The 12,600-nt window shown below is 74.0% G+C and carries 13 protein-coding genes; 9 read left to right on the top strand and 4 right to left on the bottom strand.

The features are described 5' to 3' along the window. Positions 1-12: 12 nt before the first annotated feature. The 3 genes from LCN96_RS27085 to LCN96_RS27095 all read right to left on the bottom strand — a co-directional run bounded on the left by LCN96_RS27085 (position 13) and on the right by LCN96_RS27095 (position 2,602). Positions 13-645, bottom strand: a complete 633-nt coding sequence (locus LCN96_RS27085; protein WP_225275702.1) for a TetR/AcrR family transcriptional regulator — start codon at positions 643-645, stop codon at positions 13-15. Then, positions 642-1,877, bottom strand: coding sequence for a cytochrome P450 (locus LCN96_RS27090; RefSeq protein ID WP_225275703.1), 1,236 nt, complete (start codon positions 1,875-1,877; stop codon positions 642-644). Before LCN96_RS27090 ends, LCN96_RS27085 begins: the two co-directional genes overlap by 4 nt. A 254-nt stretch (positions 1,878-2,131) precedes the next feature. Next, on the bottom strand, positions 2,132-2,602 hold the full coding sequence (locus LCN96_RS27095; protein WP_225275704.1) for a quercetin 2,3-dioxygenase: 471 nt from the start codon (positions 2,600-2,602) through the stop codon (positions 2,132-2,134). Positions 2,603-2,674: 72 nt separating this feature from the next. Here LCN96_RS27095 and LCN96_RS27100 point away from each other — a divergent pair, with 72 nt between their 5' ends. From LCN96_RS27100 to LCN96_RS27120, 5 genes are all read left to right on the top strand, one after another. After that, positions 2,675-3,139, top strand: a complete 465-nt coding sequence (locus LCN96_RS27100) for a MarR family winged helix-turn-helix transcriptional regulator (RefSeq protein WP_225275705.1) — start codon at positions 2,675-2,677, stop codon at positions 3,137-3,139. Between the two features lie 86 nt (positions 3,140-3,225). Continuing rightward, entirely contained in the window at positions 3,226-5,151 is a 1,926-nt protein-coding gene (locus LCN96_RS27105; protein ID WP_225275706.1) for an ATP-binding protein, read from the top strand. Positions 5,152-5,162: 11 nt separating this feature from the next. Next, entirely contained in the window at positions 5,163-6,314 is a 1,152-nt protein-coding gene (locus LCN96_RS27110) for a metallophosphoesterase family protein (protein WP_225275707.1), read from the top strand. Then, positions 6,314-8,866 (top strand): AAA family ATPase, encoded by a 2,553-nt coding sequence (locus LCN96_RS27115; RefSeq protein ID WP_225275708.1) that lies wholly within the window; start codon positions 6,314-6,316, stop codon positions 8,864-8,866. The genes LCN96_RS27110 and LCN96_RS27115 overlap by 1 nt, the downstream gene beginning before the upstream one ends. Beyond that, entirely contained in the window at positions 8,863-9,924 is a 1,062-nt protein-coding gene (locus LCN96_RS27120; RefSeq protein WP_225275709.1) for a hypothetical protein, read from the top strand. The genes LCN96_RS27115 and LCN96_RS27120 overlap by 4 nt, the downstream gene beginning before the upstream one ends. Before the next feature lie 2 nt (positions 9,925-9,926). On the opposite strand, the gene LCN96_RS27125 is transcribed toward LCN96_RS27120, so the two are convergent. Then, the gene (locus LCN96_RS27125; RefSeq protein WP_225275710.1) at positions 9,927-10,310 is read right to left on the bottom strand and encodes an STAS domain-containing protein; all 384 of its coding nucleotides are present in this window, start codon (positions 10,308-10,310) and stop codon (positions 9,927-9,929) included. A gap of 157 nt (positions 10,311-10,467) precedes the next feature. On the opposite strand from LCN96_RS27125, the gene LCN96_RS27130 reads away from it, so the two are divergent. The 4 genes from LCN96_RS27130 (at position 10,468) to LCN96_RS27145 (ending at position 12,598) form a co-directional block, all read left to right on the top strand. Next, the gene (locus LCN96_RS27130) at positions 10,468-11,358 is read left to right on the top strand and encodes an SseB family protein (RefSeq protein ID WP_225275711.1); all 891 of its coding nucleotides are present in this window, start codon (positions 10,468-10,470) and stop codon (positions 11,356-11,358) included. Then, positions 11,355-11,762 (top strand): hypothetical protein, encoded by a 408-nt coding sequence (locus LCN96_RS27135; protein WP_225275712.1) that lies wholly within the window; start codon positions 11,355-11,357, stop codon positions 11,760-11,762. Before LCN96_RS27130 ends, LCN96_RS27135 begins: the two co-directional genes overlap by 4 nt. 90 nt (positions 11,763-11,852) lie before the next feature. Next, positions 11,853-12,257 (top strand): YbaB/EbfC family nucleoid-associated protein, encoded by a 405-nt coding sequence (locus LCN96_RS27140; RefSeq protein ID WP_225275713.1) that lies wholly within the window; start codon positions 11,853-11,855, stop codon positions 12,255-12,257. After that, positions 12,254-12,598, top strand: a complete 345-nt coding sequence (locus tag LCN96_RS27145; RefSeq protein ID WP_225275714.1) for a hypothetical protein — start codon at positions 12,254-12,256, stop codon at positions 12,596-12,598. The genes LCN96_RS27140 and LCN96_RS27145 overlap by 4 nt, the downstream gene beginning before the upstream one ends. The last annotated feature ends 2 nt before the right edge of the window (positions 12,599-12,600 follow it).

Here is a 12,600-nt window from a genome sequence, read left to right on the forward strand (position 1 = left end):
GCTACGCGGCCGTCACCGTCCACCGTCCGTCCCACCCAGCGCGCCGAGGAGCCCGGTGATGGCCGTGACGAGGTCGGCGCCGAGCCGCCGCCACGCCGCGGCGGCCACCTCCGGTTCCGGCTGCTCGCGCGCCAGCTCCATCTCCAGCTCGGCCGACAGATGCACGATGAGCTGACGCGCCATGTCCTTGCCCCGCGCGGCGCCCCCGGCGTCGTGCAGGCGGCGCAGCGACGCCGTGTCCAGGTGCGCCCGCACGGCGTACTCGCGCAGCGCCGGCTCCACGGTGACCTGGGCCAGGAACCGCCCGTACCAGGAGGGCGTACCCAGCTCGATGTGATGCTCGATGCGCGGCAGCACGATGCACCCCACCCGCTCCCGCAGCGGCATCAGGCCGGGGTCGCCGTGCCGGGCCGTCATCGCCGCCCGGTGCCGCTCGATCGCCTCGGCGTGCTCGGCCAGGATCGCCTTGATGAGGTCGTCCCGGCCGGAGAAGTGGTACTGCACCGCGGACTTGTTGCGCTGCCCCGCGGCCTCGCCGATCTGCCGCAGGGACACCGCGGCCAGCCCCCGGGTGGCGTACAGCCGCTCGGCCGTGTCCATGATGAGGCTTCTGGCGCCGGCCGCCGCCACCCGAGGGGTGGTCACCAGGTGACCCAGACGTCTTCCAGGCCGCCCGACAGCAGCCCCTTGCGCAGGCGCAGCCCGTCCACGCCGTCGCGCAGCCCGAGGGTGGGCAGGCGGCGGGTGAGCGTGCCGAGCACGACCTGCAGCTCCAGGCGGGCCAGCGGCTGGCCCAGGCAGTAGTGCGCGCCCGCGCCGAACGACAGGTGCTGCGCGGCGTTGGCGCGGCGCGGGTCGAACCGCTCCGGGTCGTCGAACCTGCGCGGGTCCCGGTTGGCGGCGGGCCGGCACGGGATGACCGTGGACCCGGCGGGCACCGTCGTGCCGCCGAGGTCGGTGTCCTCGGCCGCGACGCGCGGGAAGCCGATGACGCTGAGCGTGGTGTCCAGGCGCAGGACCTCCTCCACGGTGCCCTGGACGAGCGCCGGGTCGTCGATCACCGCCTGGTAGCGCTCGCGTTCCGTCAGGAGCATCGCCGCCATGATGGCGATCATGTTGGAGGTGGTCTCGTGCCCGGCCAGCAGCAGCGCCCGCACGGTGGCGATGAGCTCCTGGTGGCTGAGCCGGCCGTCCTCGCTGTCGGAGATCTGGGTCAGCTCGCTCAGCAGGTCGTCGCCCGGGTCGGCGCGCCTGGCGTCCACGAGGCCGGAGACGTAGGAGTCGAAGTCCCGGTAGGCCTGCTCGACCTCCTCCTGGCTGTAGAGGGTCAGCGTGAGCATGACCTGCGACCAGTGGGCGAACCTGTCCTGATCCGCGCTGGGCGCGCCGACCAGGGCGCAGATGACGCGTACCGGGAGCGGCAGGGCGAGCTGGGCCGACAGGTTGGCCGGCGAGCCGGACTTGAGCAGGTCGTCCACCAGCTCGTCGGTCATCGCCTGCACGCGGGGCCGCCAGGACTCCATCTTCTTGACGGTGAAGGAGCGCGTGAGCAGCCGCCGCCACCGCAGGTGGCCCTCGCCCTCCCGCATGTCCGTGCCGGACGCGGCGCGGTTGAAGATGCCGCCGTCCCGGGTGGTGGACACGCGCGCGGCGTCGGGTCCGCCGCGGCGGAAGCGCGGGTCGGTCAGCGCGGTCCGTACGTCGTCGTAGCGGGTGAGCAGCCGGGCGGTGTCGCCGCTGGGCAGCCGCACCTGCGCGACCGGGCACTGGTCGCGCAGCTCGGCCCATTCGCGCGGCGGCTCCAGCGTGGCGTCACGGTCGAAGGGATAGTTCGGCAAGGTCATCGCGGCCCCCAGGTCGTTGACAGCTCGTCCCAACTTTAAGGCGGTCGCCTTAGTAAGGCCAGGGTCTCGGCCGCGTTTCCCCGTGCGGGCCTCGGCGAAGGTGGGGAGGGCGGGGGCGGCACGGCGGGGTCCCTCGTCATGGCGCGACCAACGCCGCCTGCCCGGGCAGCATGCCCAGCAGGCCGATCAGGGCGAGCGGTGGTGCGCAGGTGACCGGACGCGCGGCGCCGCGTACAGGCCCCTCACCAGGACGCCGGCGAGCAGGGCCTTGCGCGGCGGCAGCACGGTCACGCCCGCCATTCGTGATCAGGCAGGAACCGCACGCCGTACCGCTGCGGCACGGTGCCGAACCGCTCGGGCGCGGGCACGTACGGCGCGGCGGGCAGGCCGAGGTCGTCGGTGGGCGTGCCGAGCGACTCGAAGAAGCGCTCGAACGTGCCGCCCGGCCCCGCCGCCACGCCCACGACCTGGCTCCGGTGGCGCTCGATGCGATAGGCGTGCGGGCAGTTCTTCGGCACGAACCCGAAGTCGCCCGAGGTCAGCAGCTTCTCCTGCTGCTCACCCGCGAGGTCCTCGACGAACAGCCGCACCGCGCCCTGGGTGACGAAGAAGACCTCGTAGGTGTCCGCGTGCAGGTGCGCGGGGATGATTTTTCCCTTGGGGCCCTCGCAGGTGAAGAAGTTGAACGTGTTCTCGGTCTGCTCGCCGCCCGCGTAGATCGTGATCAGGTCGCCGAACAGGTGGGCCCGGTCGCCCAATGCCTGACATTAGGAGGGGTGGGAGACTTCGGCAAGGCGCCGTACCGACGAGGACTTGGATCGCACACCCACATGACCCAGCCGGCCCGTAACCTGCCGCAGCGCCTGGCCGAGGCCAGGCGCTGGTTCGACGAAGGGCTCCTGGCCGGCATGGAGGCGGCGGGCGAGCGCCCGCTGACCGTCGCGCAGGCCTGGGTGTTCGCCACGCTCGACGACGCGGGCACCACGGTGTCCGAGCTGGCGCGGAGGATGGGCGTCACCCGGCAGAGCGCCCACCAGGCCGTGCACGGTCTCATCGACGCGGGGCTCATGGAGCAGGTGCCCGACCCGTCCTCGGCGCGCGCCCGGCTGATCCGCACCACCGCCGAGGGGCGGCGGGCGCACGAGCTGGCCCAGCGGTGCATCGCCGTCATGGAGGACGTGCTGGCGCGCCGGCTCGGTGAGCAGGGGGCGGCGGCGTTGCGGGCGGCGCTCGAGACGCCGTGGGGGGATCCGCCGCTCGTGGCCGCTCCGCCTGACGACGAAGGCCCGAAATGATCAATTGAAAGGGCGAAAGAACAATTTCCCGATAGTTAGGATTCAGCGGAAGGACGGAAAAGGACCCCTGGGGCGGGAGCGCACTTGTGATCGAAAAGGCGGACGCCGTGGCCGGAGCGGCTGAGGGGGCCACCGCGTCGGTGGGCGCTCCCGGGCGGGCCTCCGCGGACGGCCTCGCCGCCGCCCCTGCGGACGCCTCCGGGCAACTGCCGGCGGAGGCCTCCGGGCAAGTGCCGGCGGACGCGATCAGGCGGGTGCCGGTGAACGGGAACGGCGCCGCGTCGGCGGACGCGATCGGCCGGGTCCTCGGCACGCAGGCCGCCTCGCCCCTGTCGTTCTGGGTGGGCCTGGAGCCGGGCCGCGTCGTCCAGCTCGACGACGTGGTGGTGACCAGGCGCGACACCCCGGAGTTCGGCCAGGTGCTGGTCGCGGGGGTGGTCTCGGCGGTCGAGGCCAGGCACGAGGGCGCCGCCTTCGACTCCGACGTCTTCCTCATCGCCGACGGCGCGCTGCCCGCCGCCGTCGTCGAGTCCGCCGAGGTCCGCGTCACCAGGGTGGAGCCGGAGGTGTTCATCCCGCCGCTGCCCGGCGCGCTCGCCTACCGGGCGCAGGCCGGCGACCGCGACCAGGCGCTCTACTTCGACGTCATGGACCGGCGCGTCCCCATGGGGCTCGGCCGCGACGGCCGCCCGATGTACGTGAATTTCGATTTTCTCGACGGCACCCGGGGCGCCCACGTGTCGATCTCCGGCGTTTCCGGAGTGGCGACGAAGACGTCGTTCGCGACATTCCTGGTGTATTCCATTTTCAACTCGGGAGTGCTGGGCGCCGAGGCCGCCAACACCAAAGCGCTGATCTTCTCCGTGAAAGGCGAGGACCTGCTCTTCCTCGACCACGCCAACACCCGCCTCGACGCCGCCGCCCGCGCCCGGTACGACCTGCTCGGCCTGCCCGCGACCCCGTTCGGCAGCGTCCACGTGTTCGCCCCGCCGCGTCCCGGCGACCCCAACGGCGTGCCGAACGTGCAGGCCAGGACCCAGGCTGTCAGCGCCTACTACTGGACGCTGGCGGAGTTCTGCGCCGAGGAGCTGCTGCGGTTCGTCTTCACCGACGCCGACGACGAGCGGGCCCAGTACTCCCTGCTCGTCGGCCAGGTGGCGGCCCGGCTGCAGGCGTGGGCCGAGCCCCTCGGGGAGTCGGGCGCCGTCCGCGTGCGCCGCCCCGACGGTGAGGCGGGGCCGGTCTGCCGCACGTTCGCCGACCTGGTGGACCTCGTCGCGGGGCAGCTCGCCGACGAGGGCACGCGCGCCGCCTGGACCGGCGCGCCGACACCGCTCGGCACCGTGAACGCGTTCGTGCGGCGGCTGCGCAGCGCCGTGCGGCCGCTGTCGCCGATCGTGCGCGGCGACCTGCCGGGCCGCCGCCCGCACTCGATCGGCGTCTCCGACGCCCAGGTGTCGATCGTGGACCTGCACAACCTGCCGGAGCGGGCGCAGCGCTTCGTCGTCGGCGTGACACTGCGCGGCGAGTTCGCCCGCAAGGAGAGCGCGGGCACGGCCAGGCCGCTGCTGTTCGTGGTGCTGGACGAGCTGAACAAGTACGCGCCCCGCGAGGGCGAGTCGCCGATCAAGGAGATCCTGCTCGACGTGGCCGAGCGCGGCCGGTCCCTGGGCGTGATCCTCATCGGCGCCCAGCAGACGGCCTCGGAGGTCGAGCGCCGCATCGTGGCCAACTGCGCGGTGCGCGTCGCCGGCCGCCTCGACCCGGCCGAGGCCACCCGCCCCGAGTACGGCTGGCTGCCCGCCACCGCCAGGGAACGTGCCACGATCGCCCGTCCCGGCACGATGTTCGTCACCCAGCCCGAGATCCCCGTGCCGCTCGCGGTCACCTTCCCGTTCCCCGCGTGGGCCACCCGCCCGGCCGAGGCGGCGCCGCCGCCCGCAGCCGTGTCACGCGGCCCCGACCCGTTCGCCGGCCTGCCCGGCGCCGACGACGACATCCCTCCCTTCTAAGGACGCTTCGCATGAAGATCCTGCACACCGCCGACTGGCACGTAGGCAAGGTACTGAAGGGCCGTCACCGCCTCGACGAGCACCGCGCGGTGCTGCGCGAGCTGGTCGCGCTGGCCCGCGAGGAGGACGTGGACGCCGTCATCGTGGCGGGCGACCTCTTCGACACCTCCGCCCCCACCCCCGAGGCGCAGGCGCTGGTGCTGGACGCGGTGCTCGCGCTGCACGAGGGCGGCCGCGACGTCGTGGTGCTGGCGGGCAACCACGACAACCCGCAGCTCCTGGAGGTGTACCGGCCGATACTCGGCAGGCTCGGCATCCACGTCGTCGGCACGTTCCGGCGTCCCGACCAGGGCGGCACGCTCAGCTTCACGGCCCGCTCGGGCGAGCCGGTGCGGCTGGCCGTGCTGCCGTTCCTGTCTCACCGGTACGTCGTGCGCGCCGCCGACGTGCTCACCGGCACCCCCGCCGAGCACAACCGCGACTACGCCGCCCGCGTCGCCGAGCTGGTGCGGGCGCTCACCACGGGCTTCGAGGCCGGCACCGTCAACCTCGTCACCACCCACGGCACCCTGCCCAGCGGCCGGTTCGGCGGCGGCGAGCGCCGCGCCCAGTCGATCTTCTCCTACTACTTCGAGCCCACCGCGTTCCCCGTCACCACCCAGTACGCCGCCCTCGGCCACCTGCACCGCCGCCAGCAGATCCCCGGCCCCTGCCCCATCTGGTACAGCGGCTCGCCCCTCGCCGTCGACTTCGGCGAGGAGGACAACACCCCCGGCGCGCTGCTCGTCACCGTCGAGCCAGGCCGCCCCGCCGTGGTGCGCGAGGCGACGCTCTCCTCGGCCCGCGCCCTGGCCACCAGGACGGGCACGCTGGCGGAGCTGGAGGCCATGGCCGCCGACCTCACCGACACCTGGCTGCGGGTGATCGTGGCCGAGAAGCCCCGGCCCGGCCTGGCCGACACCGTGCGCGAGATCCTGCCCACGGCCCTGGAGGTGACCGTGCACGAGCGCTTCCAGCCCGTACGCGACCCCCGCCGCGCCTCGGCGGCCGGCGCCGCTCGCGGCCCGCGCGAGCTGTTCCGCGACTACCTGAAGGGCGCCGGCCGCGACAACGACCAGGTCGCCGCCCTGTTCGACCGCCTGCACGAGGAGGTGACCGGCTGATGCGGCCCCTGAAGCTCCACCTCGACGACTTCGGCAGCTTCCGCGAGCCCGTCACGGCCGACTTCTCCGACGTCGACTACTTCGTCCTCGTCGGCCCGACGGGCGCGGGCAAGAGCACGCTGATCGACGCCATCTGCTTCGCCCTGTACGGCACCGTGCCGCGCTGGGGCAGGGAGAACGTCATCGCCCACGCCCTGGCCCCGTCCGCCGTGGCCGCCAAGGTGGCGCTGGTCTTCGAGACCGGGGGCCGCAGGTACGCCGTCGTCCGGGCGCTCAAGCGCGACGCCAAGGGCAAGGTGCACACCGCCGAGGCCCGCCTGGAGGAGCTCGTGCCGTCCGTCCCGGCGACGGCCGGGCTGGAGGAGCTGATGAGCGCCGTCGCCCGGCCGCTCGCGGAGGGCGCCGCCGTCACCGCCGAGGTCCAGCGGATCACCGGCCTGGAGTACCGGTTCTTCACCCAGTGCGTGGTGCTGCCGCAGGGCAGGTTCGCCGAGTTCCTGCACGCCCAGCCGCGCGAACGCCAGGACCTGCTCGTGCAGCTCCTCGACGCCGAGGTCTACGAGCAGGTCAGGCAGCGCGCCGTCCAGGAGGAGGGCGCCGCCGCGCAGGCCGCCACGTTCGCCCGCGAGCGGCTGGCCCGCCTCGCCGACGCCGACGAGGCCGCCGAACAGGCGGCCGAGGCCCGGCTGACCTCGCTCCGCGCCCTGGACGAGCAGGTCAGGGGCGACCTCGACACCCTCAGGAGCACGGCGGAGGAGATCCGCCGCCTCGCCGCGGAGCGGGAGACCGCCCGGCGGCGGGTGGCCGCGCTGACCTCGCTCGCCATGCCGGCGGAGGTGCCCACGCTGGCGCAGACCGTCCGCGCGGCGGCGGCGGAGGTGCGCGCGCACGCCGCCGACGCCGAGCTGGCCGCGGCGGAGGAGCAGCGGGCCGAGGACGAGCTGGCCGCGCTGGACGATCCCGGCGTGCTCATGGACCGGCTCAGGACGATCGAGGAGCACGAACGCGTCGTCACCGAGCTGCGTTCCGTCGAGGAACGGGCCGCCCGGACGCGAGCCGGCCTCGAACCGCTCACCGAACGCGCCCGCGCCCTCGACACCGCGCTCGCCGAGGCCGAGGAGGCCAGGGACCGGCTGCGCGACGCCCACGCGGGGGCCGAGCTGGCCGCCCGGCTCGTCGTCGGCCAGCAGTGCCCCACCTGCCTGCGGCCCGTCGAACGGCTGCCCCACCATCCGGCTTCGGCCGACCTGCGGGCAGCGGAGCGGCACGTCAAGAGCTGCCGCAAGGAGGCCGAGCAGGCGCGCACCCGCCGCACGGAAGCCGAGACCGAGACCCGCCACCTCGAACGCGCGGCCCGTGACCTGGCCGTACGCGCCACCCGCAGCGGCCACGCCGTGGCGGCGTTCACGGGCTCCGGCCAGGCAGCCGACGCCGCTCCTGCCGGGGCGGTGCTGGACCTCGACGGGCTGCGCGACGACCTGGAAGGGCGGCTCGCGGCCGTGCGGGCGGCGGAGCGGCGGGCCGCCAAGCTCAGGCAGGCCGCCCGCGACGCCCGGGCCCGGCTCGCCACCGCCCAGCGGCGCGCCGACGAGCTGACCGGCAGGACCGACCGGCTCTGGCGTGCCCTGGAGGCCGCCCGCGACACGGTGGTGCCGCTCGGCGCGCCGCCCGTGGACCGCGCCGACCTCCACCACGCCTGGACGAGCCTGCTCACCTGGCGCGACGACACCGCCGTCCGGGAGCGGGCGGCGCTGGACGAGCAGGACGGACGCGTCACCGGTGCTGAGCGCCGGGCACGGGAGCTGCTCTCCGCCGTCGTCGCCCGCCTGAGCGGCCACGACGTGCCCGTCCCCGGAACCGCCGTGACCCCGGCCGCCTCGGAGAGCAGCACCGATGCCGACGGTGGTGCGGTGGCCGCGCGGCTGGGGGAGCTGGTGGCCGCGGCGACCGCGCAGGCGCAGGCACGCCTGGCCAGGGTCAGGGAGAACCGCGCCACCGCCAGGGAGCTGGACGAGCGCGCCAGGACCGAGGAGGAGCGCGCCAGGGTGGCCAAGGAGCTGGCCCAGTGCCTGCGCGCCGACGCGTTCGAGCGCTGGCTCTGCACCGAGGCGCTCGACCTGCTGGTCACCGCCGCCTCCGACACCCTGCGTGAGCTGTCCGACGGCCAGTACGAGCTGGCCCTCGGCGCCAGGAACGAGATCGAGGTCATCGACCACGCCGAGGCGGGCCTGCGCCGCAACGCCCGCACCCTGTCGGGCGGCGAGACGTTCCAGGCCGCGCTCGCCCTGGCCCTGGCCCTGTCTGACCAGGTGGCGGGCCTGTCGGCGACGGCGGCGCGCAGCCTCGACTCGCTCTTCCTCGACGAGGGCTTCGGCAGCCTCGACCCGGCCACCCTCGACACGGTCGCCACCACCCTCGAACGGCTGGCCGGCGGGCGCGAGCGCATGGTCGGCGTGGTCACGCACGTGCCGGCGCTGGCCGATCGCATCCCGGTGCGTTTCGAGGTCCGCCGCGACGCCAAGGGCTCGCACCTGCACAAGGTGACGGCATGACAACCGCGTTCACCGTGGACCCGTGGGATCCCAGCTACACAGCCGCGCTGAACGCCGAGGCGCTGGCCGACCTGGACGCCACCAGCGCGCAGCTCGACCTGGACGTCGAGCTGCCCGCCGCCCGCTGGCGCCCGATCACCCCAGATCCCCGCACCTCACCGCCCGACGTGCTGCTGATCGCCGACGGCGTCCGCCGGATCGACGCCCGCCTGTGGACGTACGCGCCCGGCGACCACGCGGAGGCCGCCGCAGCGCCGGGCAACGGCCACCCCCCGCCGGGCAACGGCCACCCCGCGCCGGGCGGTGGCGCGCCCATGCCGGGCATCGCCGCGTCCTGCGCCGCCGGCATCGTCCGCCGCACCCCCGGCACCCCCGCCGAGCCGGTCGCCGTCGAGGTGAGCCGCGCCCTGTTCAGCGCGTCGCCGCACCCCACCGACATCCGCACCGCCGCCGCCACCTACCGCGCCCGCCGCGCCCCCCGCTCCGGCATGGACGACCTGATCCTCGCCCTCCAGAGCCACCTCACCCAGCTGGAGGTGGACCTCGCGATCCGCCACAGGTCCGAGGCGGACGCCGACGACCTGCTCCTGGTGGACGGCCCGCTGCGAGGACGCACGCACCTGCCCCGCACCGTCGGCTACATCAAGACCCACCACACCGCCTACCTGCCGGCACCCCAGGCCGGCACCGTGTCCGGCCTGGGGCCCGGTCAGCGCACCCCGGTCTTCCTCATGGGCACGAGCTGGCGCCGCCACGCCTGGTACGTACGGCTGCCCGCTCCCTCCGGCATGCCCTGGGCCGGCGTCGTCCGCTGTGAGGCGAGCGCCGACCTGGGCCTCGACGCCCTGGTCCGCCTGGCGGACTCCGTCACCCACGCCCTGCCGCCCCTGGCCGGTGTCGACTACAAGGACCCCCGCGCCCCGCAGAACCTCGTCCCCATCGGCGGCCTGGAACGCCTGCTGCGCCACCGCCTCGGCGACGCCCGCGTGCTCTACCGCGCCCTGCGGGCCGCCGCCCAGCACGACGCGGCGGCCCGCCGGGCCGTACCGGTGAGGTGACCCTAGAGCCCCTGATGCGGGTCGGCCGCCTGGATCGCCGCCTCCACCGACGGCTCGACGTGGAAGAACTCGCGCAGCCCGCTGAGCGACAGGATCCGCTCCACCCGGGCGGGCACGTTCGACAGGACCAGCGGGGAGCGCTGCGCGCGGCTCTGGTTCAGCAGCAGCACCAGCGCGCCGACCCCCATGGAGTCGCAGAACGTCAGGCCACCCAGATCCAGCACCAGACCCACGGACGGGGCGGCCTGCCAGGCATCCGCGACCTGCCGATGCAGCAGGTCGGCGCATCGGTAGTCGAGATCGCCGCTGGCGTGGGCCACGATCAGGCTGCCGTGCAGGCCGATCGAGACGGTGAAACGCCGGGCGGAGTCGCTCTGTCCGGTCATGGACCTCCATCGTCAGCCCGAAGCGAACGGGGAGCAACCCTGACGGCCGAGCATCCTGCCCGGTCCGCCGGGCGGGCGGCGTCGTCCCGCAGGGAGGTTTCCTGAGGTCGGCCGCCCACCCGCGCTACTTACCTGCCAAAGGGGACAAAATGGGCGGATGACTGCCGATGATCAACCACCGGCCGGCCCGTTCGAGGAGCGGTTGTGGGCCGCGCACCAGGACGGGCAGCAGGCGGTGTGCCTGAGCCTGCTGCGTGAGACCGAGCTGGCGCTGCCGATCACCGCCGCCGCGGCGGCGGGCACGGAGGCGCCTGCCTGGCCGACGGCCGAGGACGCGGCCGGGCGCACCTGGCTGCTCGCCTTCACCTCCGTCGAGGCCATGCGGCTGGCCTCGGGCGGGGCAGCGACGCACTGCCGGGTGGCGTCGCTGACCGAGCTGGCCGCCGGCTGGCCCGACCTGCGCTGGGGGCTGGCCGTCAACCCGGGGCTGCGCGTGTCGTTCCTGCTGGAGCCCGGTACGGTGGCCCGGCTGGCTGTGCCCACCATGGTGCAGGACCTCCGGCTCGCCCCCGGCTCGGGGGTGCCCGTGGTGCAGAAGCTGCTCGCGGCGCAGGACATCCCCGAGCTGCTGCTCACCAGGGAGCCGAGGGTGTCCGGCTACTGCCACCACGGGCTCGACGTCTCGCACATCGCCACCCCGGCGGTGCTCGCCGCCGCCCTGGGCCGCCCCGACCTGCTGACCGAGAGCGGGTCGCTGAACATCCTGCGCTGGCGTCCCATCGGGCTGGAGCTCTACCGCACGCCGTACGGGGGGAGCGACGAGCAGGGCAGGGACGCCGTGGCGGGCTGGGTGGTCGAGGAGCCCCCGTTCGTCGGCATGGGGCTGGTGCCCAGCGTCGACAACGTCATCCGCGAGTACAAGGTGTACGGGGTCGGCCTGCCCCACGGCGCCGAGATCTGGGAGCTCACCGACGAGGGGACCGAGCACCGCCGCGCCCTCTACCACGGCGACCTGCGGCGCTGGCAGCTCATCGGGAGGCGCTCATGACCGCCTGGCACTCCTACCGCGCCCGCTGGCGCGGCGCCGACTTCCCGGTCAGCCCCGAGCCGCACGCCCTGGAGCTGTGGGTACGCCTGCGCAGCGGCACGCCGCTGGACGGCTTCGAGGAGGTCGAGCCGGGCTGCCACGTGCGTACAGTCCCGGTGACCGAATGCGAGTGGCTCCGGTTCGTCACCGTCGTGTGCCGGTGGCGCGGCGAGCAGTTCCAGGTGCACGCGGAACGGGACGGGCAGCTTCTGCTCGAATACCTCGGCGGATCCGTGAACACCGCGCGCGAGCTGGGGCTGGAGCGGGTGGAACGGGGTGTGTGGCGGGCCTGGGCGCCCCGGGAGGAGGTGACGGAGCTCCGCGAGGACACCGTGACGATCACAGCCGAAAATCATCACTTTTAGGCTAAGACCTTGTTTCCTGGTGTTCATGTGACGGAAACTGACCGGTAAGGCCGATGTGGCGTAACACGGGGCGAATGACGCGAGGGGGTTATGGGGTCACCGGAGCGGCCCGATGTGGCGGCGATGCGGGCGTACGCGGACGAGCTACGCGAGATGTTCACCCAGCTGCAGGACAAGGGGCTGGAGCTGCACACCAAGGCGAAGGCGGTCCAGGCCACCGAGACCTCGCGCGACGGCCTCGTCTCGGTCACCGTCGGGGCACGCGGCGAGCTGATCAGGCTCGACCTCGACCCGCGCATCTACCGGCGGCCCGACGCACGCGCGCTGGCCGACACGATCGCCGAGACCGCGCGCAGGGCCGCCGAGACCGCCAGGGAACGCGTCATCGAGATCTTCGAGCCGGTCATCCCCGCCGACCACTTCAGGGCGCACCTCGACGGTGACGTCGAGACCGTGCTGGCCAGGCTCGCCGACGGCATGGGAGGTGGCCGGTGAACGCGGATTGGGACGGCACGTTCGTCGCCAAGTCGGTCGTGGACCGCGGCATCTCCGCCTGGTCCACGAACGCCGAGGAGGTCAGCCGCGAGCTGCCCAAGCTGATCGGCGAGGTCGAGTCGTGCCTGGCGGCGGCGCCGTGGGGCGTAGGCAAGGAGGGCTACGCCTTCTACGAGGCGCACTTCCGCGACGGAGGGCCCCGCGAGCTGATCAACCAGTGCAAGCGGCTGGCCGAGGAGATCGTGGACGTCGGCGACCGGTTGCGCCAGGCCATCGACAACACCCGGCTGACCGACGCCGACCTCGACCTCGACCTCACGCGCATGACGCGCGAAATCTGAGT

Origin of the sequence: Nonomuraea gerenzanensis (assembly GCF_020215645.1) — a bacterium.
GTDB classification, from domain to species: domain Bacteria; phylum Actinomycetota; class Actinomycetes; order Streptosporangiales; family Streptosporangiaceae; genus Nonomuraea; species Nonomuraea gerenzanensis.